The 25,077-nt window shown below is 72.6% G+C and carries 19 protein-coding genes; 8 read left to right on the top strand and 11 right to left on the bottom strand.

What is annotated here, in order from left to right:
• Positions 1-2: 2 nt before the first annotated feature.
• Positions 3-1,181 carry an ADP-forming succinate--CoA ligase subunit beta gene (sucC, locus tag AB0F13_RS00655; protein ID WP_362072855.1) on the bottom strand — a complete coding sequence of 393 codons (1,179 nt, stop codon included), beginning with the start codon at positions 1,179-1,181 and terminating at the stop codon, positions 3-5.
• Positions 1,182-1,449: 268 nt separating this feature from the next.
• The gene (locus tag AB0F13_RS00650; RefSeq protein WP_362072852.1) at positions 1,450-2,757 is read right to left on the bottom strand and encodes a VWA domain-containing protein; all 1,308 of its coding nucleotides are present in this window, start codon (positions 2,755-2,757) and stop codon (positions 1,450-1,452) included.
• Here AB0F13_RS00650 and AB0F13_RS00645 point away from each other — a divergent pair.
• Complete coding sequence (locus tag AB0F13_RS00645; protein WP_362072849.1) at positions 2,756-2,902, top strand: hypothetical protein; 147 nt, start codon at positions 2,756-2,758, stop codon at positions 2,900-2,902. The genes AB0F13_RS00650 and AB0F13_RS00645 overlap by 2 nt on opposite strands.
• On the opposite strand, the gene AB0F13_RS00640 is transcribed toward AB0F13_RS00645, so the two are convergent.
• Both AB0F13_RS00640 and AB0F13_RS00635 read right to left on the bottom strand, forming a co-directional pair.
• Positions 2,883-5,381 (bottom strand): DUF5682 family protein, encoded by a 2,499-nt coding sequence (locus AB0F13_RS00640; RefSeq protein WP_362072846.1) that lies wholly within the window; start codon positions 5,379-5,381, stop codon positions 2,883-2,885. The genes AB0F13_RS00645 and AB0F13_RS00640 overlap by 20 nt on opposite strands.
• On the bottom strand, positions 5,378-6,478 hold the full coding sequence (locus tag AB0F13_RS00635) for an AAA family ATPase (protein ID WP_362072843.1): 1,101 nt from the start codon (positions 6,476-6,478) through the stop codon (positions 5,378-5,380). Before AB0F13_RS00635 ends, AB0F13_RS00640 begins: the two co-directional genes overlap by 4 nt.
• Before the next feature lie 127 nt (positions 6,479-6,605).
• Between AB0F13_RS00635 and AB0F13_RS00630 the strand changes: the two genes are divergently transcribed.
• Together AB0F13_RS00630 and AB0F13_RS00625 are read left to right on the top strand one after the other, a co-directional pair.
• A complete protein-coding gene (locus AB0F13_RS00630; protein WP_362072840.1) occupies positions 6,606-8,009 on the top strand; it encodes an SWIM zinc finger family protein in 1,404 nt (467 codons plus the stop codon).
• 70 nt (positions 8,010-8,079) lie between these two features.
• A complete protein-coding gene (locus AB0F13_RS00625) occupies positions 8,080-9,717 on the top strand; it encodes a DUF5691 domain-containing protein (protein WP_362072832.1) in 1,638 nt (545 codons plus the stop codon).
• A 488-nt stretch (positions 9,718-10,205) separates the two neighbouring features.
• Here the strand turns inward: AB0F13_RS00625 and AB0F13_RS00620 are convergent, their stop codons facing one another.
• Positions 10,206-10,619 carry a cobalamin B12-binding domain-containing protein gene (locus AB0F13_RS00620; RefSeq protein WP_362072829.1) on the bottom strand — a complete coding sequence of 138 codons (414 nt, stop codon included), beginning with the start codon at positions 10,617-10,619 and terminating at the stop codon, positions 10,206-10,208.
• A 387-nt stretch (positions 10,620-11,006) separates the two neighbouring features.
• Here AB0F13_RS00620 and AB0F13_RS00615 point away from each other — a divergent pair, with 387 nt between their 5' ends.
• Both AB0F13_RS00615 and AB0F13_RS00610 read left to right on the top strand, forming a co-directional pair.
• On the top strand, positions 11,007-11,960 hold the full coding sequence (locus AB0F13_RS00615) for an alpha/beta fold hydrolase (protein WP_362072826.1): 954 nt from the start codon (positions 11,007-11,009) through the stop codon (positions 11,958-11,960).
• 227 nt (positions 11,961-12,187) lie between these two features.
• Positions 12,188-13,858 (top strand): peptidoglycan DD-metalloendopeptidase family protein, encoded by a 1,671-nt coding sequence (locus AB0F13_RS00610; RefSeq protein ID WP_362072823.1) that lies wholly within the window; start codon positions 12,188-12,190, stop codon positions 13,856-13,858.
• 111 nt (positions 13,859-13,969) lie between these two features.
• Here the strand turns inward: AB0F13_RS00610 and pcrA are convergent, their stop codons facing one another.
• Entirely contained in the window at positions 13,970-16,456 is a 2,487-nt protein-coding gene (pcrA, locus tag AB0F13_RS00605; protein WP_362072820.1) for a DNA helicase PcrA, read from the bottom strand.
• A gap of 114 nt (positions 16,457-16,570) precedes the next feature.
• A complete protein-coding gene (locus AB0F13_RS00600) occupies positions 16,571-16,924 on the bottom strand; it encodes a hypothetical protein (RefSeq protein WP_362072817.1) in 354 nt (117 codons plus the stop codon).
• A gap of 277 nt (positions 16,925-17,201) precedes the next feature.
• Here AB0F13_RS00600 and AB0F13_RS00595 point away from each other — a divergent pair, with 277 nt between their 5' ends.
• Positions 17,202-18,287: a C40 family peptidase gene (locus AB0F13_RS00595; RefSeq protein WP_362072814.1), complete on the top strand. Its 1,086-nt coding sequence runs from the start codon at positions 17,202-17,204 to the stop codon at positions 18,285-18,287.
• A 28-nt stretch (positions 18,288-18,315) separates the two neighbouring features.
• On the opposite strand, the gene AB0F13_RS00590 is transcribed toward AB0F13_RS00595, so the two are convergent.
• The 4 genes from AB0F13_RS00590 to AB0F13_RS00575 all read right to left on the bottom strand — a co-directional run bounded on the left by AB0F13_RS00590 (position 18,316) and on the right by AB0F13_RS00575 (position 23,303).
• A complete protein-coding gene (locus AB0F13_RS00590) occupies positions 18,316-19,431 on the bottom strand; it encodes an alpha/beta hydrolase-fold protein (protein ID WP_362072811.1) in 1,116 nt (371 codons plus the stop codon).
• A 225-nt stretch (positions 19,432-19,656) separates the two neighbouring features.
• Positions 19,657-20,349 carry a response regulator transcription factor gene (locus AB0F13_RS00585; protein ID WP_362072808.1) on the bottom strand — a complete coding sequence of 231 codons (693 nt, stop codon included), beginning with the start codon at positions 20,347-20,349 and terminating at the stop codon, positions 19,657-19,659.
• On the bottom strand, positions 20,349-21,626 hold the full coding sequence (locus AB0F13_RS00580; protein ID WP_362072805.1) for a PspC domain-containing protein: 1,278 nt from the start codon (positions 21,624-21,626) through the stop codon (positions 20,349-20,351). Before AB0F13_RS00580 ends, AB0F13_RS00585 begins: the two co-directional genes overlap by 1 nt.
• A 66-nt stretch (positions 21,627-21,692) precedes the next feature.
• Complete coding sequence (locus tag AB0F13_RS00575; protein WP_362072802.1) at positions 21,693-23,303, bottom strand: serine/threonine-protein kinase; 1,611 nt, start codon at positions 23,301-23,303, stop codon at positions 21,693-21,695.
• A 134-nt stretch (positions 23,304-23,437) separates the two neighbouring features.
• Between AB0F13_RS00575 and AB0F13_RS00570 the strand changes: the two genes are divergently transcribed.
• Together AB0F13_RS00570 and AB0F13_RS00565 are read left to right on the top strand one after the other, a co-directional pair.
• Positions 23,438-24,796: a PspC domain-containing protein gene (locus AB0F13_RS00570; protein WP_362072799.1), complete on the top strand. Its 1,359-nt coding sequence runs from the start codon at positions 23,438-23,440 to the stop codon at positions 24,794-24,796.
• Positions 24,783-25,019 (top strand): hypothetical protein, encoded by a 237-nt coding sequence (locus AB0F13_RS00565; RefSeq protein WP_362072796.1) that lies wholly within the window; start codon positions 24,783-24,785, stop codon positions 25,017-25,019. The genes AB0F13_RS00570 and AB0F13_RS00565 overlap by 14 nt, the downstream gene beginning before the upstream one ends.
• Positions 25,020-25,077 lie beyond the last annotated feature (58 nt).

The raw sequence follows: 25,077 nt of genomic DNA, 5'->3' as shown, positions 1-25,077 counted from the left end.
CTTTACTTAGCCGCAGCCAGCTCGGCGGCCTTGTCGGCCGCGCCGTCCATGGTGTCCACGCGCTGCACGAGCGGGTGGTTGGCGTCGGACAGGATCTTGCGACCCAGCTCCGCGTTGTTGCCGTCGAGGCGCACGACCAGCGGCTTGGTGACAGCCTCGCCCTTGGTCTTGAGCAGCTCCAGGGCCTGGACGATGCCCTTGGCGACCTCGTCGCACGCGGTGATGCCACCGAAGACGTTGACGAAGACGGACTTGACGTCCGGGTCACCGAGGATGATCTCGAGGCCGTTGGCCATGACCTCGGCGGAGGCGCCACCGCCGATGTCGAGGAAGTTGGCGGGCTTCACGTTGCCGTGGTTCTCACCGGCGTACGCGACGACGTCCAGGGTGCTCATGACGAGACCCGCGCCGTTGCCGATGATGCCGACCTGACCGTCGAGCTTGACGTAGTTCAGGCCCTTGGCCTTGGCGGCCGCCTCGAGGGGGTTGGCGGCGGCCTTGTCCTCGAGCGCCTCGTGCTCCGGCTGGCGGAAGTCGGCGTTCTCGTCGAGCGAGACCTTGCCGTCGAGGGCGATGACGTCACCGTTGGCGACCTTGGCGAGGGGGTTGACCTCGACGAGGAGCGCGTCCTCGGCGACGAAGGTCTTCCACAGGGTCACCATGACCTCGGCGACCTGCTCGGCGACCTCGGCCGGGAACTTCGCCAGGGCGACGATCTCGCGGGCCTTCTCGATCGTGACGCCCTCGTTGGCGTTGACCGGGACCTTCGCGAGGGCCTCGGGGGTCTTCTCCGCGACCTCCTCGATGTCCATGCCGCCCTGCACCGAGGCCATGGCCAGGAAGGTGCGGTTGGTGCGGTCGAGGAGGTACGAGACGTAGTACTCCTCGAGGATCTCGGGAGCGGTCTCGGCGATCATCACCTTGTGGACCGTGTGGCCCTTGATGTCCATGCCGAGGATGTCCGTCGCGCGGGCGACGGCCTCGTCCGGCGTGCCGGCCAGCTTCACGCCGCCGGCCTTGCCGCGGCCACCGACCTTCACCTGCGCCTTGACGACCGACTTGCCGCCCAGCCGCTCAGTGGCCTCGCGCGCCGCCTCAGGCGTGTCGATGACTTCACCGGCCAGCACCGGTACACCGTGCTTGGCGAAGAGGTCCCTCGCCTGGTACTCGAACAGGTCCACGCGCGTCCGTCCCTTTTCCATGGATATCGCGGTTCGTTGTCTGCGCGGGCGTGCCGCAGTGCAGCGTGACGACGCGATCTTTTACGAGGGCGGCACACGTTCACCGTTGACGCGGCATGTCCGTCTCGCAGGTTATCCCCGAGGGCGGGAGCTCCCTAAATCGCAGGTCACACTCGGGCCGTGATTACGCTCACAGATCGCGACCGCACCGTACGCAATACGGGTATACAGCGGAGCGGCCGGGCCCGCAGCGCGTCGCCCGCCGAGCTCACGCCGCCGTGTCGGGTATCGGCAGCGGGCGCTTCTCCAGGGTCGCCGCCATGACGTCCGGGAAGAGGTCGGGGGTGCAGGCGAAGGCGGGCGCGCCGAGGGCGGCGAGGGCTGCGGCGTGGCCCCGGTCGTAGGCGGGGGCACCTTCGTCGGAGAGCGCAAGAAGTGTGACGAACTGGACACCGGACGCCTTCATCGCCGCCACCCGCTTGAGCATCTCGTTCCGGATCCCGCCCTCGTAGAGATCACTGATGAGGACGACGACGGTCTCGGCCGGTCGGGTGATCCGTGACTGACAGTAGGCGAGCGCGCGGTTGATGTCCGTACCGCCACCGAGCTGGGTGCCGAACAGCACGTCGACCGGGTCGGCCAGCTCCTCGGTGAGGTCCACGACGGCGGTGTCGAAGACGACGAGGCGGGTGTCGAGGGCCCGCATCGAGGCGAGGACCGCGCCGAAGACGGAGGCGTAGACGACGGAGGCGGCCATCGAACCCGACTGGTCGATGCAGAGGATGACCTCCTTCTTCACCGATTGCGACGCCCGCCCGTAGCCGATGAGGCGCTCCGGGACGACCGTGCGGTACTCGGGCAGATAGTTCTTGAGGTTGGCCCGAATGGTGCGGTCCCAGTCGATGTCGCGGTGACGGGGGCGGCTGACGCGGGCGGACCGGTCGAGGGCGCCGGACAGCGTGGCGCGAGTGCGGGTCGTCAGGCGCTTCTCCAGTTCCTGGACGGCCTTGCGGACAACGGCGCGCGCGGTCTCCTTCGTCGTTTCGGGCATGGCCTTGTTCAGCGACAGCAGCGTGCCGACGAGGTGGACGTCCGCCTCGACGGCTTCGAGCATCTCCGGCTCCAGCAGCATCGAGGCCAGGCCGAGCCGGTCGATGGCGTCACGCTGCATCACCTGAACGACGGAAGCCGGAAAGTACGTCCGGATGTCCCCCAGCCAGCGCGCGACGCGCGGTGCGGAACCGCCGAGCCCGGCCTCGCGCTGCCCGCCCGGCCGCTCCGGGGCTCCGCCGGAGCGGGCACCGTAGAGCGCCTCCAGGGTCCGGTCCATAGCGGCATCGGTGCCGGCGAGCGCGCATCCGGTGCCGTCGCCGCCATCACCCCCGCCGCCGAGTACGAGCCGCCAGCGCCGCAACCGCTCGGCGGCGGGATCGGGGGCGGGGGTGGTCGCGGGGGCGGGGACGGGGGCGGGGACGGGGGCGGTCGCGGGGGTGGGGACGGGGGCAGTCGCGGAAGTGATGGTTTCGGCGGTCGCCGGGGTGGACGTGGGTGTCGACGCGGCTGTGGTCGTGGTCATGGTCGTCGTGGTCGTGGCCGCCGTGGCAATGGACGCGGTGGCCGTGGTGGCCGTGGCCGTCGTGGCCGTGATCGTCGTAGCCGTGGCCGCGGTGGCCGTGGCCGTGGTCGTCATGGCCGTGTTCATCATTCCGCTCCCCCAGTGAGTGCCATGCCCAGCAGCAGGCGCATCGTCGGCAGTACGGCCTCTGCCCGCTCCTCGTCGAGGGCGGCGCCGAAGCCGGATATGCCCCTCTCCCCCGGTGCCGCCCGGCCTGCGTTGTCGCCCGCCGGGCCGCGGCGGACCTGCTCTCCCAGCGTCCGGCGCACCCCCGGGTCGAACGCGGAGAAAGTGCGGCGCAGCAGCGGCAGCACGGCCGTGAAGGCGTCCGGCGGGACCGCCGTGAGCCAGGCGTCGACGAGGGCGAGGAGGCGTTCGTCGTGGACCAGGAGCATGCCGCCGCTGCCGACGAACCCTTCGATCCAGGCGGCCGCCTCGGGCGGTGCCGTGCCGGCGGAGAGCGCGCGCCCCATGAGGCGGGCGGCCTCCTCCTCGGCCAGCCGCCCGTCGTCGAGCAGCAGCCGCGCCGCCCGCCCGCGTATCCCCCCGGGCAGGGCCTCGCGCCCGGTGAGCACCTTCAGCACGGCGGCCCAGCGCTCGCGTATACCGGGCCCGAACGGCTCGCCGCGCTCGCCGTCATCGCCGCTCTCGCCTCGCTCGACGGGTCCACCGGACTCCGCCAGCAGCGCGACAGCCTGGTGAACGGCGTCCACATGGCAGCGCATCTGGGCGGCGGCGTCCGTGTCGAGGCCGGAGCAGGCGGCGGGCAGGCCGACGAAGACGCGCTCGGCCAGCCCCGCAGCCACCTCACCGAGCGCCTCGGTGTCCGTGCGGCGGACGTCGCCGTAGCGCACCGAGCGGACGAGCGCGGGCAGAGCCTGCGCCAGGTGCCCGACGTCCGTGTCGAGGGCGGCGCGCTCGGAGAGAGCGCCCATGACGACGGGGAGGGCGTCGGACAACCCGGCGAGCAGGCACTGCTCGGCCAGGGTGGTGACGTCGGCGAGGGCGGCGGCTTCGCGGGCCAGTGACTCCGCTCTCGCGGTCGCCGCGCTCTCCACCGTGGTGCCCCAGGCTCCGGCCTCGGCGAGCCGCACGGCCAGCTCGGGCTCCCAGCGCAGCCGCCAGGTCTCCCGGAACGTGCCGAGGCCACCGCGCGAGCGCGTCGGCTCGCCCCAGCAGATGCCCAGCAGCCGCAGCCGGTGCAGCAACCGGCTGCGCGCCGCGTCGGTGTCCTTGCGCAGGTCGAACTCCCAGTCCCGCCCCGAGGCTTCGGGCTTCAGGCGGAGGCTGCGCTGGAGGCGGGACAGGTCACGTTGCAGGGGCGAGGCGGGCGCGGAGTCGGGGACCTGGCCGAGTACGTCGCCGATCACGAGCCGGTCCTGTACGAGGGCGAGGGGCACGTCCGATCCCTCGCACATCACCGCCCGGATCGCGTCCGTGGTCTCGGTGAGCCCGGCGAGCGGCCGCCCGCGCATGGCGGCGAGGGTGTCGGCGAGCCGTACGGCCTCGATGACGTGGGCGGAGGAGACGGGGTGGTCCTCGTCGCGCAACAGGCGTGCGACGGTGGTCATCCAGCGCTCGACGGGCCGGTCGGGCGCGTGGAAGAGGTGCCCGTACCAGCCGGGCGAGGTGATCCCGGCACCGTAACCGCTGTGCCGTGCCAGGCGGCGATGGGTCCACGGCACCCAGCCGATCTCGGCCTTGACCTTGGGCAGGCCCTTGAGCGTCTGCCGGTCGGCCGTGACGGTCCGTTTCGCGGCGAGCGCGGGTACGTGCCAGGCGCCGCAGATGACGGCGAGCGCGTCACCGAACTCCCGGCGCGCCTCTCGGAGTTTGAGCCGCATGTGCGCTTCGCGTACGGCGTCCGGGGCGCCGGGGTCGTCGCCCCCGCCGTCTCCGCCTTCGCCTTCGCTTGCGTCTTCGCTTGCGACTTCGCTTGCGTCTTCGCTGTCGCCGAAGGTGGCTCGCAGTTCGGCCATGGCCTCGGCGATGGCCTGGAACGGTGCGAGTGCGTCGCCATCGGTGGGGCCGCCGCCGCGGCGGTGCTCAACGGCGTCCTCCCACCACAGCTCGGGATCGTCGTACCCGGCGACGCCGGCCAGCGCGGCCAGCGGGTCGAGCCGCGGCACCGGCGGCATGCGGTGCGCGTCGCCGGCCGGTCCCGGCACGGCGTCGGGGCGCGGGCGGGTACCCGTGCCGGTCCCGGCATCGGTGCCGGCATCGCCCTTTCCCGCACCGGGTCGCTGCTGTCCGCCCAGGGCGAGTGAGTGCGCGGCCGGCAGGTCGATGAAGCGCACCGGCACGTCGTTGGCCAGGGCCCATCGCATGGCCGCCCATTCCGGGGAGAACTCGGCGAACGGCCAGAACGCGGCCCGGCCGGGGTCGTCCGTGGCGTGCGCGAGCAGGGCGACGGGTGGGCGCATCCCCTCGTCCGCGGCGAGGTGGACGAGCGCGTCCGCCTCGGGCGGCCCCTCGATCAGCACTGCGTCCGGCCGGACCTGGTCGAGCGCCGCCCGGACGGCCCTCGCGGAGCCCGGGCCGTGGTGGCGCACCCCCAGCAGCGCCGGGGTGGCGGGCCCGCTCATACCGATACCTCGCGGCAGGCGCGGTAGAAGTCCTTCCAGCCGTCGCGCTCGCGGACGACGGCCTCCAGGTACTCCTGCCAGATGATGCGGTCGGCGGCCGGGTCACGGACGACGGCGCCGAGTATTCCGGCGGCCACGTCCCCGGCGCGCAGCACGCCGTCACCGAAGTGTGCGGCCAGCGCCAGGCCGCCGGTCACGACGGAGATCGCCTCGGCGGTCGAGAGGGTGCCCGAGGGTGACTTGAGCTTCGTACGGCCGTCGGTGGTGACCCCGTCGCGCAGCTCGCGGAAGACGGTGACGACGCGGCGGATCTCGTCGATGCCGTCGGGTGCGGCGGGCAGGTCGAGTGAGCGGCCGAGCTGGTCGACCCGGCGGGCGACGATGTCGACCTCGGCGTCGGCCGTGGCGGGCAGGGGCAGGACGACGGTGTTGAAGCGGCGGCGCAGCGCGCTGGAGAGCTCGTTGACCCCGCGGTCACGGTCGTTGGCGGTGGCGATCAGGTTGAACCCGCGGACGGCCTGCACCTCCTGTCCCAGTTCGGGAATGGGCAGGGTCTTCTCGGACAGGACGGTGATGAGGGTGTCCTGCACATCGGCCGGGATGCGGGTCAGCTCCTCGACGCGTGCGGTCATGCCCTCGGCCATGGCCCGCATGACCGGGCTCGGCACGAGCGCTTCGCGGCTGGGACCGTGGGCGAGCAGCCGGGCGTAGTTCCAGCCGTAGCGGATCGCCTCCTCGGCGGTGCCCGCCGTGCCCTGCACGAGCAGGGTGGAGTCGCCGCTGACGGCGGCCGCCAAGTGCTCCGACACCCAGGTCTTGGCGGTACCGGGCACGCCGAGCAGGAGCAGGGCGCGGTCGGTGGCGAGTGTGGTGACGGCGACCTCGACGACTCTGCGCGGGCCGACGTACTTGGGCGTGATCACGGTGCCGTCGGGCAGCGTGCCGCCGAGGAGATAGGTGGCGACCGCCCACGGCGACATGCGCCAACGCTCGGGCCTGGGGCGGTCGTCGGCCGCCGCGAGGGCCTTCAGCTCGTCGGCGAAGGCGTCCTCCGCGTGCGGTCGCAGGGCTTCGGTCTCAGTTCCGGGCACGGTCACAAGTCCCCCTCGTCGTGCGCTGCCGGGATACGTCGACAACCCTGCACCACACCACTGACAATCGGCTCCGGCGCAGCAAAACCGCTGGTCAGAGCGATTGTCAGTGGGGGGCCCTACCTTCGGGGGCATGAATCCGCAGGGGGAACGCTGGACGGCGGAACAGGTGCTCGCAATGGCTCCTGACGCCTCATCACGCAAGGCGGGCGCGAAGCTCGCGGCGCCCGGCCCGTGGTCGGGCGCGGGCACGGACGGGGGTGGGCTCGCGGACGGGGGCGCGGGCGCGGTCTGGGGGGAGTGCGCGGGCAGCGGCAGCAAGCCGTACAGAACGGTCGTGGACCTGGCGGGGCAGGGCGGGCCGGGCTTCCACTGCAGTTGCCCGAGCCGCAAGTTCCCGTGCAAGCACGCGCTGGGCCTGCTCTTGTTGTGGACGGAGGGCGAGAAGGCCGTGCCGTCCCCGGCCGGGCCGCCACCCGGCTGGGCGGAGCAGTGGCTGGCACGGCGGCGGCAGCGCGCCGAGCAGGCGGCGGGCGGGGGCGCCGACGACGGCCCGGCGCAGAGCGCGGCGGGCACGGAGGCGGCGCGGCGCCGCGCAGAGCGCCGTGCGCAGCGGATCGCCTCGGGTGCCGCGGAGTTGGAGCAGCGGCTGGCCGATCTGCTGCGGGGCGGTCTGGCGTCCGTCGGGGGTGCGGGGTACGGGCAGTGGGACGAGACGGCGGCCCGCATGGTCGACGCACAGGCACCCGGGCTCGCCTCGCGGGTACGGGAGTTGGCGTCGGCAGCCGGTTCGGGAGCGGGGGCGGACTGGGCGGCAAGGCTGCTGGAGGAGTGCGCGCTGCTGCACACGCTCAACCAGGGCTATCTGCGGGTGGAGCGGTTGCCGGATCCGCTGGCGGCGACGGTCCGCGCGCGGGTCGGCATCACCTCGGACGCGGCGGCGCTGCTGGCCTCCGCGACGCCTGTCCGCGACCACTGGCTGGTGCTGGCCCAGCGGGACAGCGACGACGGCCGCCTGGCCACTCGCCGCGTCTGGCTCCACGGCCGGAGTACGGGCCGCATGGCTCTTCTCCTCTCCTATGGTGCGGCCGGCCGCACACCCGAACTCTCCCTCCCCGTGGGTCTCGCCCTGGACGCCGATCTCGCTTTCCATCCCTCCGCGCGGCCCCTGCGCGCGGTCCTGGGCACCCGCCACGCGGCGCCCGCCCCGTCCCCGGAGCCGCCTCCGGGCGGGGACGCCGCGGCCGCTCTGCGCGCCTACGGCGAGGCGCTGCGGGACGACCCTTGGCTGGAGGCCTGGCCGGTGGTGCTGTCCGCCGCCGTCCCGGTGCCGGCGGCGGACGGGAACGGCTGGCAAGTGGTCGACGCGGACGGCGAATCGGCGCTTCCCGTCGACCCCCGGTGTGGTGGTGACGGCACGGATCTGTGGCGGCTCGCGGCGATATCCGGCGGTGGCCCGGTACGGGTCTTCGGCGAGTGCGGGCACCGGGGCTTCACGCCACTGGCGGCGTGGGCTCCGGAAGCGGTCGCGCTCTGACGGACGGCCGGACGGGTCGTGATTCATCCGCCCGCAGCGGGGCGGGCTGCGCACAGGAAAGGGCAAGCACATGACCAGCACTTGGAACGATCTCGTCACCACCGCGCTGCTCGGCACCGAACGGCGTGCCGTGCCCGTGCGGCAGGCTGCCGGGCAGGAGCCTGCCGCGGCGCTGCTGGACGCAGCGGCGGTGCGAACCGTGCAGCGGCGGGCCGCGCTCATGCCGGTCACGGCGAGAGCACAGCCCGGAGCGGCGCCGGAGGACACGCGGCCGCAGCTGCCCGAGGCCGCGCGGCGGCGGCTGGCGCTGCTGCTGGCCGACCGCGCCGGCCCCGGCGGCGGGGGCCGCCGGGGCAGCGCGCCCGACCTCACCGAGCTGCTGCCCCAGTGGCTGACCGCAGCCAATGCGCACGGCTATCAGGCACCGGCGGCGCTGCTTCCCGCGCTGCTCGAAGCGGCCCGGGCCCGCAGCGATCTGCGCCCGGCGGCGCTGGCCCTGGGCGGCCCCCGGGCACTGTGGCTGGCCCGCCTCAACCCGCAGTGGAAGTACGCGCTGCGCGGCGCGGCCGCGGGAGGTGCGGTGCCCCCGGCCACGAGCGACGCCGACGCCAGCACCGGGACAGGAGACGGAGCCGGTGACCGGGACGGGCAGCGTGTCTGGCAGGAGGGACTGTTCGCCGAGCGCGTGGCCCTGCTGGCGTCCCTGCGGCGCCGCGATCCCGGCGCCGGGCGGGAGTTGCTGACCTCGACCTGGGGGAAGGAGCGAGCGGAGGACCGTCTGATGTTCCTGGACTCCCTGCGCGAGCGGCTCTCCGGTGCCGACGAGCCGTTCCTTGAGCAGGCCCTTTCGGACCGCAGCCGCAATGTACGGGCCACGGCGGCCGAACTGCTCTCCGCGCTGCCCGGTTCCGCACTCGCGGCGCGCATGGCCGAGCGGGCCCGGGCATGTGTCGCCCTGGACCGCACCACCGGCACCGGACCGCGCATCGTGGTCGAGGCGCCGCCCGAGTGCGACAGCGGGATGGAGCGCGACGGCGTCGTGTCCAAGCCACCGGCCGGGCGGGGTGAGCGGTCCTGGTGGCTGAGCCAGTTGGTGGAGGCGGCACCGCTGGCGATCTGGTTCGAGCGGTTCGGGGTGGGCAGCGCGGCGGAGGCCGTGGCGCTGCCGGTCGCCGACGGCTGGCAGCCCGATCTGCACGCCGCGTGGTGCCGGGCCTCCGTCCGGCAGGGCGACGCCGAGTGGTCGCGGGCCCTGCTGGGCCCGGCGGGCACCCCGCCCGAGCCGCAGGGCTCCTCGTGGCTGGACCCCGCGAAGCTGCTGTCCGCACTGCCGTCGGCGGAACGGGCCGAGTGGGTGGCGGAGTTCATCGCGACGCACGGCCTGTCGGAGGCGTTCCGGCTGCTCGGGGTCTGCGCGGTGCCCTGGGCGGAGCCGCTGGGGAGGGCGGTGGTGGACGCGCTGGGCAGTGCCCGGGATGCCGGCGGCTACCCGTGGAGCTTCAGCGGTGTGATGGGCCTGGCCGAGCGCTGCCTGGATCCGGACCAGGCCGACCGGCTGGCGGTCCTCACGGCGGCCCCCGACGCGCGGGCGGAAGCCCCGGTGTCGTCCACGGGCGCGGCCGACTACTGGTCGGAGGCGTTCCAGCGCCTCATAGGCACGCTGCACCTGCGCGCCACGATGCGAGCGGAGCTCGCCCAGTCCGGTTAGCCCGTGCGGGCCGTCCGGGCCGTGCGCCGGGGCCGACGGCGGTCGCCGAGGACCGGTCGCCGGTCGCCAGCGGGCTGTCGCCGGTCACCAGTCGCCAGCGTCCGGTCGCCGGTCACCAGCAGCCTGTCCACAGTCCCCAGTCCCCAGCCGCCGGTCACCAGCAGCCTGTCCACAGTCCCCAGTCCCCAGCCGCCGGTCGCCAGCGGCCTGTCCCCAGTCGCCTGTCGCCAGGGGCCTGTCCACAGTCGCCGGTCACCAGGGGCCTGTCCACAGTCGCCGGTCACCAGTCGCCGGTCACCAGCGGTCTGTCACCAGCGGCCTGTCACCAGCGGCCTGTCGCCAGCCGCCTGTCGCCAAGCCGCCTGTCGCCGCCGGACGTCTCGGCGGCCGCGGCGGCGGTGCAGCGCGGCGGCGGTGCAGCCGGGCCGGCGCATGCGGGCGGAGGGCCTGCCCGGCCCGTCTCCCTCCCCCGCCCCGCCCCCGGGGGGTTACATGCCGGCGGTCTGGCGGACGTTGGCGTTGACCCATTCCACGATCGACGTCGTCGTCGCGCCCGGGGTGAAGATCGCCGCGACGCCCTGTTCCTTGAGCACGGGGATGTCCGCCTCGGGGATGATGCCCCCGCCGAAGACCTTGATGTCCGCCGCGTCACGCTCCTTCAGGAGCTCTATCACCTTGGCGAAGAGAGTGTTGTGCGCGCCCGAGAGGATGGAGAGGCCGATCGCGTCGGCATCTTCCTGGATCGCGGTGTCGACGATCTGCTCGGGCGTCTGGTGCAGCCCGGTGTAGATGACCTCCATGCCGGCATCGCGCAGCGCACGCGCGATGACCTTGGCACCGCGATCGTGGCCGTCGAGCCCCGGCTTGGCCACCACCACGCGGATCGGACCGGTCACTCCCATCACTGCCTCCATGTACGTGCATGTACGTGCCGTCAACCGGCCGCGAGGTTCCCCGGCCCGCCGGGCCGGGGATGTGAACGAACGTTATCTCCAGCATCCCGCAAGCGGCCGTTTCGCGGTGGAGAGCGAGGGGGAAATCACACGTGGGACACCACGTTCGCTACGCACCGCTTTCACACCCCGCGTCTCACGGGCCGCACGCGCCCGCTCGGTCACCCGAGCCGCCGGGTCGCGGAGCGGTCGCGAGGGTAGCCGCGACGAGGCCGTCGCGCCCTTGTGCCATCAGCCGCACGGCACACGGGTGCGGTCGGCCGCGCACAGCTGCCCAGGAGGGCACACGGGGGGAGAGGGTCGCCTTCCGTGTGCTGTTCGGGAGGTCGGTCGGCCATGGGAGCCATACCCTTTCTCTGCATCCTCTTGCGCCCTTGTGCTCTTGTGCGCCCGTCGGCCGCGCTCGTGCGGTCCACGGTGCTGGAGCTGGCGATTCTCGCCGCGCATGTGCTCGTCTACCCCACCGGCATGGCGCAGGAGCGCCGGCCTGCGCCGTCGCCTGCATCCCCGGCCCCGGCCAGTCCTGCCGTCACGGCCGTGACGGCCGCGCCCGCCATGACCGCCGTGTCCACCGTGACCGCCGCGCCGCCCGTTACCGCCGCGCCACTCACGCCGCCCGAGCCCGCGGACCCGGCCGACGACAGCAAGCCCGGAGCACATGATCCCGTGCTGCTCCTGCACGGCTTCATCGACAATCGTTCGGTCTTCGTGCTGTTGCGCCGCTCGTTGCGCAGGCACGGCTGGCAGCAGGTCTGGTCCCTCAACTACTCGCCCCTGACCTGCGACATCCGCACCGCGGCGGTACTGCTCGGCAACCACGTCGAAGAGGTCTGCGCCCGCACGGGCCGCGAGCAGGTCGACATGGTGGGGCACAGTCTGGGCGGCCTGATCGCGCGCTATTACATCCAGCGGCTCGGCGGCGACGCGCGCGTCCGCACGCTGGTCACGCTCGGCACGCCGCACGGCGGTACGCGGGTGGCGCCCCTGATGTCCGCGCATCCACTGGTCCGGCAGATGCGCCCCGAATCGGATGTCATCGCGGAGCTGGCCGAGCCCGCCCCGCATTGCGCGACGCATTTCACCGCCTTCTGGAGCGACCTGGATCAGATCATGGTCCCCGTCGAGACGGCTGCTATCGATCACCCGGATCTGATTTCGCGCAATGTGCGCGTAAGCGGCGTGGGGCATCTCGCCCTGCCCGTTCACCCGGAAGTGGCCGCGGGCATCCGGCAGGCGCTGACCACGGAGGACGCGGAGGCCGGCGCCACGGGAGCCGCATCCGTCGCCTGATACCCGGATACCGCTCGGCCGCACCCCGCCACTGCCGTGTCAGGTATCCGATAACAAGTCGAACGAATATCGAACGCCGGGTCGACCCATCACGGCTCAGTCCGCCAAAAGGCGGCTAAATGCCCAGGCCCCGACCGGCCGAAACGTGATGAAGATTGTCGTCGCTGCATACTGCCGGGTACAGTCGCCGCTAATTCTCCTGCTGCCAAGGCGAAATGGAAGTGGTGGTGAACGACCGTCACCCGTCGGCGGGCCCGGCTCCGTCCGTTCCCGCTCCCGATGCCTCCTACGGGTACTACCCGTCGTACGAGCAGCAGAGCACTCCGCAGGGCTACGCCCAGTACGACGGCTACAGCTCCCAGTGGGACACTTCCAGCGCTTTGACCACGTCGAGCACGTCGAGCACGTCCGGCCAATGGGACACCACCGGTCAATGGGGCGTCACCGGCAACACCCAGACCTGGGACTTCAACGGTTACGACCTCGGCGGCCAGGCCGTCCAGCACGACACAGGGCAGTACCACACAGGGCAGTACCACACAGGGCAGTACCACACCGGTGAGTACGCCGGCACAGGCCAGTGGGACACCTCCGGCCAGTGGGACACCTCTGGCCAATGGGACACGGGCGCCTGGAGCGCTGCCGGGTCGGCGGCCGGGTCGTACGAAACGGGCCAGTGGGGGACGGGCGACGCCCTCTCCGCAGGCCATGCCTCGCAGGCCTGGGACACGACCGGTCAGCAGCAGTACACCTCCCAGTCCTGGGACACCTCGGGCTGGGGGCAGACGGGCCGGACGGGCCGGACCCCGGACGAGGCCTGGGCGGCGGCGGACCTCAGCGCCCAGCAGACGCAGACCTGGGACACCAGCGCGTACGCGGCGATGGAGAACCACCGGCCGGAGCCCCGGACGGAAGCGGCGAGCGAGCCCCACCACGCCCCCACACTCATGGTCGACCTCTCGGGCGCCGACTTGTCCGCATCCGGCACGGACCCCGCGCCCGGCGCGAGGGTGCCCCGCGCCCGGTCCGTCGCCGACGACGAGACGCGCACCATGACGGTCGTCGAACCGCCGGAGCCGGACGAAGCGGACACCGATGCCCCACCGCCGTCGCGCACGCGGCACGACGACGCCCCGGACCGGTCCCGCAGCAGACGCAAGGGCGCACCGGCCCGCGCCGGTTACCGCCCGCGCCGCAAGGCACTGCTGACCGTCGCCGTGCCCTCGGTCGCCGTCATGGGCGTGGCCGGCATCGCCGCCGCGTCCGTCGTGGCGGGCGGCGGGAAGGAGGCCCCGAAGACCACGGCGGCCTCCGCACCCGACACGGCCGTCAAGCTCTCGGCGGCCAACAGCAAGCTGGACACCCAGCTCGCCGGCCTCAGCCGCGGGGCCGACGACTTCGCCAGCCGCGCCAACCGCACGCAGGAGCGCATCGACCTCAAGGCCCGCCAGGAGGACGAGCGCAAGCGCAAGGCGGAGGAGGCGGCCCGCAAGGAGCGCGAGCGGCCGAAGTTCTCGCTGCCCGTCTCCCAGCACGGGCTGAGCGCGATGTACGGCCAGGCGGGTGTCAACTGGATGTCGGTGCACACCGGCATCGACTTCCCCGTCAGCTACGGCACGCCGGTCATGGCCGCCACCGACGGCACCGTCCGTACGCAGTACAACGTGGCCTACGGCAACATGGCCATAGTGACGTCACCCGACGGCACCGAGACCTGGTACTGCCACCTCAGCAGCACCAAGGTCCGGTCCGGGTCCGTCAAGGCCGGCGACGTGATCGCCTACTCCGGCAACTCCGGCAACTCCACGGGTCCGCACCTGCACTTCGAGGTGCGGCCCGGCGGCTCGGCCGTCGACCCGCTGCCGTGGCTGCGCGGCCACGACCTCGACCCGACGTAACCGGAAGCCGAAAACCACAGGCTCACAGCAGGCCCACAGTCGGCCGACTGTGGGCCTGCTGTGGTCCTCCTGCTGTGGTCTTGCTGTGGTCCTGCTGTGAGCCTGCCGTCCCTACAGCTTCTCGACCGGCGCGTACCGCAGCAGCAGCCGCTTCGGCTTCTCCCCGCCGAAGTCGACCGTGGCCTCGGCGTTGTCACCGCCGCCCTTGACGGCGATGACGGTGCCGAGCCCGAACGAGTCGTGCGTGACCCGGTCACCGGTGGCCAGCGCCACCACGGGCCGGTCCTTGGCGCGCCGCGTCGCGAAGCCGCTGGGTCCCGCCTTGCCGCCGCCCCGGGACGACGAGAACCCGGCCGTGATGCCGGATCCCGTGCCCGACCCCGCGCCCAGCGAGGACGCGGACGGCGTCGCCGGCCCGGTGCGGCGCCAGGCCACGTACTGCTCGGGGATCTCCTCCAGGAACCGTGAGGGCGGGTTGTACGAGGGCTGCCCCCACGCGCTGCGCATGCTCGCCCGGGTCAGGTAGAGCCGCTCGCGGGCACGGGTGATGCCCACATAGGCCAGGCGCCGCTCCTCCTCCAGCTCCTTCGTCTGCCCCAGGGCCCGCATGTGCGGGAAGACGCCGTCCTCCATGCCGGTGACGAAGACGACGGGGAACTCCAGGCCCTTCGCCGTGTGCAGGGTCATCAGCGTGATGACGCCCGTGCCCTCGGTGTCCTCGTCAGGGATCTGGTCGGAGTCGGCGACGAGCGCGACCTTCTCCAGGAACTCGGCCAGCGTGCCCGCGTTCCCGTCGCCTTCGGCGGAGCGCTCCTGCTCGAACTCCAGGGCGACGGCGGCGAGCTCCTGGAGGTTCTCGACGCGGGTCTCGTCCTGCGGGTCGGTGGACGCCTGCAGTTCGGCCAGATAGCCCGTGCGCTCAAGCACCGCCTCCAGCACGGTCGCGGGCCCGGCCCCGGACTCGACGATCGTGCGCAGCTCCTCCATGAGCACGTTGAAGCGCTTGACGGCGTTCGCCGAGCGGGCGGCCATGCCGTACGCCTCGTCGACGCGGCGCAGCGCCTGCGGGAAGCTGATCTTCTCGCGCAGCGAGAGCGCGTCGATCATGGCTTCGGCCCGATCCCCGATGCCGCGCTTGGGCACGTTGAGGATGCGCCGCAGCGGGACGGTGTCCTCGGGGTTGGCGAGGACTCGCAGGTAGGCCAGGACGTCACGGACCTCCTTGCGCTCGTAGAAGCGCACGCCGCCGACGACCTTGTAGGGCAGGCCGACGCGGATGAAGATCTCTTCGAAGACACGGGACTGGGCGTTGGTGCGGTAGAAGACGGCGACGTCCCCGGCCCTGGCGTTCCCGGCGTCCGTCAGGCGGTCGATCTCGTCGGCGACGAACTGTGCCTCGTCGTGCTCGGTGTCGGCCACGTAGCCGGTGATGGACGCGCCCTCGCCGGCGGCGGTCCACAGGTTCTTGGGCCGACGGTTCTGGTTGCGCTCGATGACGGCGTTCGCGGCGTTGAGGATCGTCTGTGTGGAGCGGTAGTTCTGCTCCAGCAGGATTGTGGTGGCGTCCGGGTAGTCCTCCTCGAACTGGAGGATGTTGCGGATGGTGGCGCCGCGGAAGGCGTAGATCGACTGGTCGGCGTCGCCCACGACGCACAGCTCGGCGACGCCCTCGTCGCCGCTGTTCTCCGCCGTGCCCACCAGCTCGCGGACCAGGGTGTACTGGGCGTGGTTGGTGTCCTGGTACTCGTCGACCAGGACGTGGCGGAAGCGGCGGCGGTAGTGCTCGGCCACGTCCGGGAAGGCCTGCAGCAGGTGGACCGTGGTCATGATGATGTCGTCGAAGTCCAGGGCGTTGGCCTCGCGCAGCCGTGCCTGGTACATCGCGTACGCCTCGGCGAGCGTCTTCTCGAAACCGTCGGCCGCCTGCGCGGCGAAGGCCTCCTCGTCGATGAGCTCGTTCTTGAGGTTGGAGATCTTCGCGCTGAAGGACTTCGGGGGGAACTTCTTCGGGTCCAGGTCCAGGTCACGGCAGACGAGCGCCATGAGGCGCTTGGAGTCGGCGGCGTCGTAGATCGAGAACGAGGACGTGAAGCCCAGCTTCTTGCTCTCGCGGCGCAGGATGCGCACGCACGCGCTGTGGAAGGTCAGCACCCACATCGCGTGGGCGCGCGGGCCGACGAGCTGCTCGACGCGCTCCTTCATCTCGCCCGCGGCCTTGTTCGTGAACGTGATCGCGAGGATCTGCCCGGGGTGGACGTGGCGCGCGCCCAGCAGGTGGGCGATGCGGTGGGTGAGCACGCGCGTCTTGCCGGAGCCGGCGCCCGCGACGATCAGCAGCGGCGAGCCCGTGTGCACCACGGCGGCGCGCTGCTGGTCGTTCATCCCCTCCAGCAGCGCCGCCGGGTCCACGACGGGCCGGGCGGCGCCGTCGCGGTAGTACGCCTCCCGGGGCACGGGCGCGTCGAAGGCGCCGCCGAACAGGTCGTCCGGCAGCGGCTCGTCCGGGGCCGTGTCCTCCGGGGGCGGCGGGTGCTCCTCGCCGGAGGGAGCCGAGGGGGCAAGATCCGCCAGGAAGCTGTCGTCAAAGAGGCTGCTCATCGCCTCCCGAGTCTAGGCCGCCCCACTGACAGCCGGTCCCGGATCCCGCGGACAGTGGTCAGGCACACAGCCGGACGGCGTCCGGACGCCCGGCACAGCAGGACCGGACAGTGGTCAGACCCACAGGACGGCGATGAAGATGTTCGCCGCCGTCAGGGCGCCCACAGTCCCGAAGGCGGCCGCCTCGACCTTCTCGTCGTCGCGCTTGACGTAGACCAGGCCCAGGATCACGACGAGCAGGGCCAGCTTCACGCCGAGCTTGACGGTGTTGAGCGTGTGGTCCTCGGCTTGATTGAGGCCGGCCAGCGCGACGCCGGTGACCAGCATGGTCAGCGCGCCGTGCAGCATCGCAGGGACCATGCGCGCCTCGCCCCTGCCCATGGCCTTCATCTGGGTCATGAAGCCGCCGAGCAGCGCGGCGATGCCGATGATGTGCAGGCCGACGACGGCGTGAATGAGTACGTCCATGGGGTCCGACCCTAGCCGGGCCCATACCACCCATCAGCGGCCAGGTAGGAGTAATCGCCGCTTCGGTCAGTCCAGTGCGTCTTCCTTCCGTACGGTCGGGGATCAGCGGCCATAGACAGTCACCAAACGGCTGATTAGACCCAATACCGGTCATGACCGTTTCCCTGTGACCCCGGGGTTTAGCGTCCTCCTCCAGACGGCGGTGGCCCGCCCTCCCCCCCTCGTGCGGGCCGCCGCCGGGCATCTCTTGCCGGACCCCAAGGAAGTGACGGCCGACGTGGCGACGCACCGAAAACCCAAGCAGAACCCCCTCGCCGGCAGCACTGCCCGGACCGCCGCGACCCTCGTCCTGGCGGGAGCCGCCACGGCCACCGCGCTGGAGGGCACCGGCCACGCCGCCCCCGCCCCGACCCCCGCCCAGGCGAAGGAGCAGGTGGCCGGCTACTACCAGCAGGCCGAGGTGGCCACCGAGAAGTACAACGGCGTGAAGGAGATGACCGACCGGGCGCGAGCCGCGCTCGACCGGCTCCAGGACGAGGCCGCCCGCCGGACCGAGCGCCTCAACGCCGCCCGCAACGCCCTCGGCTCCTTCGCCACCGCCCAGTACCGCGAGGGCGGCATGCCCTCCGGCGTGCGGCTGCTGCTCTCCGCCACCCCGGACCGCTATCTGGAGAGCGCCTCCCTCGCCGACCGCGCGGGGACCCGGCAGGCCGCGGCGGTGGCCCGGGTGCGGCACGAGCTGCGCGACGTGGAGCAGGTCCGCAGCACCGCCGGCGCCCGGCTCTCGGAGCTCAAGCGCGAGGAGGCCGCGCTCGCCGCGCACAAGCGCACGATCGAGGCGCAGCTCGACAGGGCCAGGCAGGTGCTGGCCGAGCTGCCGGCTGCCGAGCGCACGGCGGTCGAGGCGGGCGACAGCGTCACGGCCGCCACCGGCGCCACCGGCGCGGGCGAGGTGGCGCACGCCGCGCTCGCGCCGGTACAGGCGGCGCGCGACAGCGCCTCCGGGGCCACGTCGGGCCGCGCCGCGCGGGCCGTGGCCTTCGCCTACTCCGCGATCGGCAAGCCGTACGTGTGGGGTGCCACCGGTCCGTCGGCGTTCGACTGCTCGGGGCTGACGCAGGCGGCGTGGCAGGCGGCAGGGGTGTCGCTGCCGCGCACCACGTATACGCAGATCAACGCCGGCCGGCGGATCGCGCGGGGGCAGCTCACCCCAGGGGACCTGGTGTTCTTCTACTCCGGCATCAGCCACGTCGGCCTCTACATCGGCGGTGGCCGGATGATCCACGCCCCGCATCCCGGGGCCCCGGTGCGGATCGCGCCGATCGACGAGATGCCGTTCGCGGGGGCGTCCCGGCCCGCCTAGCGGGCAGGCCGCAGGACGACCGGACCGCTCAGTACGTGACCTGCTTGGTCAGCCACCGGAAGACATCCGGCACCTGCCGCTTCCAGACGGTCGTGCCGTGGCCGCCCGCGCCCGCCGGAACCATGCCGACCTGTACGGTCGTCGGCGGCTTCGCGGACTGCTTGATCGCCAGGCCGCTCTGGTAGCCGTCGCCCTCCGCGCCCGAGATGAACAGCGCCACGCGCGGCGGGGTCTTGGCGCGCTGCAGCATCTTCCAGGGGTTGTTGGCGTCGCGCAGCTCCGGCGTCTTCGCGGTGAGGGAGGCCGACTCGCCGATGGGGTCGTTGTAGCCGGACAGGCTCACGCCGGCGCGGTAGCGGTCGGGGTGGGCGACGGCCAGCTTGGTGGCGCAGTGAGCACCGGCCGAGTACCCCGCGACGGCCCAGCCGTCGGGCTTGTCGTCGACGCGGAAGGTGTCGACGACCATCTTGCGGACGTCGACGCTCAGCCAGGTGTCGGCGTTGACCTTGCCGGGAGTGTTGGCGCAGCCGGTGTCGACGTCACCGAGGAGCGTGGTGCGCGGCGCCACGATGATGAACGGCGCGACCTCGCCCTTCTCCATCATCGGCTTGAGCTGCGTGTTGACGTTCAGGGTGCCGAACCAGGCCTTGGCGGAGCCGGGGAAGCCGGGCAGCACCTCGACCACGGGGAACTTCTTGCCCTTGTGGGCCGGGTCGTCGTACTGCGGCGGCAGCCATACGTAGACCTCGCCCTCCACGCCCGATATGCGGCCCTTGAGCTTGGTCTCCTGGACACCGGGCCCCATACGCTTGTCGGACGCGGGCGCGAACTTCTGCACGACCTTCGGCTCGCCGTCCAGGGACTTGCCGCCGGTGCCGTCCGGGCCGAGGTCGGCCGCGGCGCCGACGTGGTCGCCGGTGCCGAGGAGGTCGGCCCAGGTGTCGAACAGGCCGTTGGAGTTGTTGACGATCACGAAGACCATGGCGATCGCGGCGACCTGCGCGAACAACAGCATGAGGAAGCGGGTGGCATGCCGTACGAGCGCGGGCCCGCCGACCTTGCCCCACAGCCCGAGGGGCAGCGCGAGGGCCAGCACGACCAGGACGATCGTGGTCAGGAAGAAGGGGGTCCCCGTCAGGCTCATCGGGTCATCGGGCTCTCGTTTCCGGTTCTGTGCCTCTCGCCTGTGACTAGATGGCGGGAAGGGCGAAGAGGTTCCCGAAAGCCGCGTCCGTGGCGGCGTGACGATGGCCCCAATGACCGGAGGGCGGGTACGAAGCGTGATCGCACGCCTTCGTAGGGCGTGCACCTAGGGCTTCCGTTTCCCCGCCGCCAGTACCGGAGCGGGACGACGAAAGCCCCCGCCTCGTCAGACCAGCCGTCGTGCCGTCGCCCAGCGCGTCAGCTCGTGCCGGTTGGACAGTTGGAGCTTGCGCAGCACCGCCGAGACGTGCGACTCGACCGTCTTCACCGAAATGAAGAGCTGCTTGGCGATCTCCTTGTAGGCGTAGCCGCGGGCGATCAGGCGCAGCACCTCGCGCTCGCGCTGGGTGAGGCGGTCCAGGTCCTCGTCGACCGGCGGTGCGTCCGTCGACGCGAACGCGTCGAGCACGAAGCCGGCCAGCCGGGGCGAGAAGACGGCGTCGCCGTCCTTGACCCGGAAGACCGCGTCGACCAGGTCCGCCCCGGTGATGGTCTTGGTGACATAGCCGCGCGCACCGCCCCGGATGACGCCGATGACGTCCTCGGCGGCGTCGGACACGGACAGTGCGAGGAAGCGGACCGGGGCTTTCTGGCCGGCCATCAGGGGGGCGCAGCGGCGCAGCACCTCCACTCCGCCGCCGCCCGGGAGGTGGACGTCCAGCAGGACGACCTCGGGCCGGGTCGCGGTGATGACGGTGACCGCCTGGTCGACGTCGGCGGCCTCGCCCACGACCTCGACACCCGTACGGTCGGTGGCCCCGATCTCGGCCTGCACACCCGTGCGGAACATGCGGTGGTCGTCGACGAGCACCACCCTGACGTGCCGCGCGGCGCTCTCGTCGGTCTCTCGGGTCGTCATCACGCCTTCTCCGCCCTCTCCATCTCCAGCTCCACTTCCGTTCCCCCGTCGGGCGCGGAACGCAGTCTCGCGGTGCCGCCGTTGCGCTGCATCCTGCCGATGATCGACTCACGGACGCCCATCCGGTCGTCCGGAACGGCGTCCGGGTCGAAGCCGGGACCCCGGTCGCGTACGGAGATGAAGACCGTACGCCCCTCGACCTCGGCGTAGACCTGCACGGCCCCGCCCTGGCCACCGTACTTGGCGGCGTTGACCATGGCCTCACGGGCCGCCTGCACCTGGGCGTCCAGCCGCTCGTCGAGCGCGCAGTCGCCGACCACGACGACCTCGATGGGCACGCCGTGGTGGTCCTCGACCCCGGCGGCGGTGGCCTTGACGGCCTCGGCCAGGGTCTCGGGCCCGTCGGCCTCGTCCTTGCCGCGGCCCTCGGGGTTGTAGAGCCAGTTCCGCAGCTCCCTCTCCTGCGCCCGGGCCAGGCGGGCGACCTCGCGGGCGTCGTCGGCGTTGCGCTGGATCAGGGTGAGGGTGTGCAGGACGGAGTCGTGGACGTGGGCGGCCACCTCGGCGCGCTCCTGGGCCCGGATGCGCATCGTCCGCTCGGCGGAGAGGTCCTGGGCCATCCGCACGACCGAGGGGCCCGCCAGGAGCGCGATGCCGACCAGCACGGCCAGCGACGCCTGCAGGACGGTGCCCAGATGTTCGGCCGAGCCCTGGAGCACCACAATGCCGGTGGCGCCGACGCCGACCAGCACCACGCCCGCCGCGCCGCGCGCGAGGGGCAGGACGCGCTTGCGGCGGCTGACCTCCATCCAGTGCGCCCGGCGGGCGTTGTCGGCCTGGCGCCAGACAAGAGCGACGCCCGCGCCGATGAGCACCAGGGGCCAGATGTAGGTGTTGGCCCGGCCGAGATGGAGCCGGTCGAGGAAGGCCGCGGCGCTGATGAGGAGCGCGACGAGCGCGAAGACCTGTCCCCGGTCGGGCTTGTGGGCGAAGAGCCGCCGGCGCCCGTCGGCGGAGACCTCCGCCACCGCCGGCCGCGGCGCCTCGACTCCGCCGACGCCGAGCGGCACCACGAACCAGAACACCGCGTACAGCAGCGCCCCCATGCCCTCCGCCATGAGCAGCGCAAGGAACACCAGCCGCACCCACGACACCGGCACCCCCAGGTGCCCGGCGAGCCCGCGGGCCACACCGCCCAGCATCCGTCCCTCCGCGCTGCGGTAGAGCTTGCGCAGGGGCGGGCCGTCGGGGTGCTGCGTGTGGGGCGGGGCGGTCATGCACCGATCGTCACACGGCCGCGCCCGCACGGGTATCAGGGTCGTCCCTGACCGCTCCCCTATCCGCTATCCGTTCTCCGGCAGCCGGAAACCGTCCCGGACGTCGTCGAACACCTTCTTGTGCTTGTGCCAGTCGGCCTCCGGCGCCGAGAGGTAGATCGCGTACTCCTTCCCGCCCGGGCGGCCGAACCCCAGGTCGGCGGCGCGGAACTCACGCGCCTTGCCCCGGAAGGTGAACTCCCAGATCGCGGCCGGCAGACCCCGGAAGGTCGTGCTCTGCATCCGCAGTTGGCTGTAGCCCGGCAGCTTCCCCTCCTTCTGGGACCTGGCCTCGTCGTCCTTCCAGTGCTGGAGGGGGTTCGTGCTCGCGAGGTCGAGCACGGCGACGCGCAGCCCGACCAGACCCGACGGGTCGAGGTAGACCGCCTCGTCGCTCTTGGGCACCGTGCTGCGCCGCCAGCCGTCCGGCACGGGGAAGGAGACGCCGAGGCTCTCCTCCTTGGCCAGGTGGTAGCCCTTCGGCACGGCCGGCGGCCGGCTCGCCCCCGGCGTCGGGGACGGGCTCTTGCCGGCACCCGGCTCCTGCCGGGCCGGGGGCGCGGCCTCGTCGTCCTCCTGACCGCCGTCCTGCGACAGGACGTAGCCACCGGCCGCGAGCCCCGCCAGGACGACGGCCGCCGCCGTGCCCCACAGGGCCCCACGGCCCCGGCCCCCCGCCTCGCGGGGCGCGCGGGTGGGAGCGGGCCCGGTGACGGAGGCCTCGGCGGTGACGGTCTGCGGGGCGGTCGGCGGCTCGGGGCGGGGTCGCGGCCGGGGCTCGGGCCGCGAGGTCTTCAGGTAGGCCGTCGTGGGCTCGGCGGCCGGTTCGCGCAGGATCTGTTCGGCCAGCTCGGCGGGGGGCCGCAGGTCCGGCTCCTTGGCCAGCAGGGTCTCGATCAGCTTCGTCAGCGGGCCGGCGCCGCGCGGCGGCACGAGCGGGTCCATGGCGATCGCGTAGGCCGTCTCGACCGCCGTGTCCCGGCGGAACGGCGGCCTGCCCTCCAGCGCCTGGTAGAGGGTGGCGCCGAGCGCCCACAGGTCGGAGGCGGGGCCGGGCTTGGCGCCCTTGACCCGCTCGGGGGCGATGTAGTCGATCGAGCCGACCATCTCGCCGGTCTTGGTCAGCGTGGACGTGCCGGTGGACTGGGCGATGCCGAAGTCGGTGAGCACGACGCGCCCGTCGTCGCCGAGGAGCACGTTGCCGGGCTTGACGTCGCGGTGCAGCACCCCGGCCGCGTGGGCCGCGCGCAGCGCCGCGATCATGCCGCGCCCGATGCGGGCGGCCTCCTCGGGGGTGACGGTGCCGTTCTTGAGCACGTCGCCGAGGGTGATCGAGGGGACGTACTCCATCACGATGCAGGGCAGGCCGTGGTCGTCGACGACGTCGTGGACGACCACGACGTTGGGGTGGGTGATGCGGGCCGCGCTGCGCGCCTCGCGGCGGGTGCGCTCGTAGAGGGTGGCGAGCTCGTCCTCCTGCAGGCCCGGGGAGACGTGCAGCTGCTTGACGGCGACCTGGCGGCCGAGCAACTCGTCCCCGGCCCGCCAGACGGTACCCATGCCGCCGCGGCCTATCCGCTCGACGAGCCGGTACCGCCCAGCGACGAGCCGTCCCGTCCCAGGCACTGCACTGTGCACCGCGCGCCCCTCCGGTTCCCCCGTGTGTGTTCGATCGGCCACACCCTAACCGGCCGGGCGTCGGGGGTGATCTCAGGGAACGTCCAGGGTCGCCACGGATGTCCTGGAGGCGTTCCGGTTGACACCATGGCCCCATGACCGACGCACCGACCGCAGAACGCGGCACCCGGCCACCGCTGCGGCGCAGCCGCGAGCACAAAATGGTCTCCGGCGTCTGCGGCGGGCTCGGCCGTTGCTTCGACATGGACCCCGTCATCTTCCGCGTGGTACTGGGCGTACTCGGGGTCACGGGCGGGCTGGGGCTGATCGTGTACGGATTCGCGTGGCTGCTCATCCCGCTGGAGGGCGAGGAGGACAACGAGGGGCGCCGGCTGCTGTCGGGCCGCGTCGAAGGACCGGCGCTGACCGCGGTGCTCTGCGCCCTGGTGGGCTGCGGCCTGTTCCTGTCGATGCTCAACAACAGCGGCGTGATGTCGTTCGCGTTGATGCTGACGGTCGCCGTCAGCGGTGCCGCGTACTGGTCGCAGCACCGTGGCCCGGCGGAGGCGGAGGAGAAGGGCGAAGACGTCGCCGGCGGCGTGGCGGCAGCCGAACAGCCGTCGCCCTACGCGACGCAGAGCACTCCGAAAACCCAGAAGACGCTCAAGGGCCTCAAAACCCACAAGGCTGTGGATGCCCCGCCCGAAACGCAGGCACCCCCCGCACCGGGGACGCCGTCCTGGTGGCGCGACCCCGTCAAGGACTCCACGGGCGCCACGGCCCCGTCCGCCGGCACCGGCTATCTGTGGGGCCCGGACGACGGCCCGTACGAGACGGGGGTCACCGCCGCCCGCGCCCCCGTACGCACGGCGCCAACGGGGCGGCAGCTGGGCGGCTGGACCTTCCTGCTGGCCCTGGCGGCCTGCGGCCTCGGCACCGGCCTGACGTGGCACCACCAGCCGCTGGGCACCTCCCTGGAGACCGGCCTGGCCTGCGCGCTGGGCGTCTTCGGCCTGGGCATCGCACTCAGCTCGCTGTACGGGCGCACCGGCGGCGGCACGGTCGTGGCGGCCGTGCTGACCGGTGCGCTGCTGACCGGCGCCGCCGCGCTGCCCAAGACGGTGACCAGCGAGTGGACGCGCACGACCTGGCGCCCGTCGGGCCCGGCGGACGTGCGGGACCACTACGAACTGGGCAGCGGTGTGGGCGTGCTCGACCTGACCGGGATGCCCTGGCCCCGGGGCGGCACGGCACCGCTCGCCCTGAGCGCCGAGGTCGGCGCGGGCCGGCTCAGGGTCGTCCTTCCGCAGGACGTGACGGCCAGGCTGGACATCGAGGTCGGCGTGGGCGACGTCCAGCTGCCCGGCGAGCAGCGGGAGGACATCGACATCAGGGCCGGACAGCACAAGCAGCTCTCGCTGGCACCCGCCTCCGGGCACAGCTCGCGCGGCACGGTGGAGATCAAGCTCAAGGCCGGTATCGGCCAGGTGGAGGTGGAACGTGCCGCGCCATGAATTCGACCCCGGCAAGCTCGTCGTCGGACTGGTCCTGACCGGCGGCTGCCTGGCCTATCTGGCGGCCGCCAGGGGCTGGTGGCACTTCCCCCCCTACGTACTGCTGCCCGTCATGGTGGCCGGCTTCTGTGTGGCCGGCGTGGCCTCCTCCCTCGCCTTCGCCCTGCGTCGCCACCGGCGCCGCGCCACGGACCGGGTCGACCGGCCCGGCGAGACCGGCTGACTGCATCGGCTGACCCCATCGGCTGACTGCACGCATGACTGCATCGGCTGACTGCACA

It is taken from the genome of Streptomyces sp. NPDC026206, from assembly GCF_040638465.1.
GTDB lineage: Bacteria > Actinomycetota > Actinomycetes > Streptomycetales > Streptomycetaceae > Streptomyces.
The sequence above is the reverse complement of the archived record's forward strand: the minus strand, read 5'-3'. Positions and strand labels throughout refer to the sequence as shown.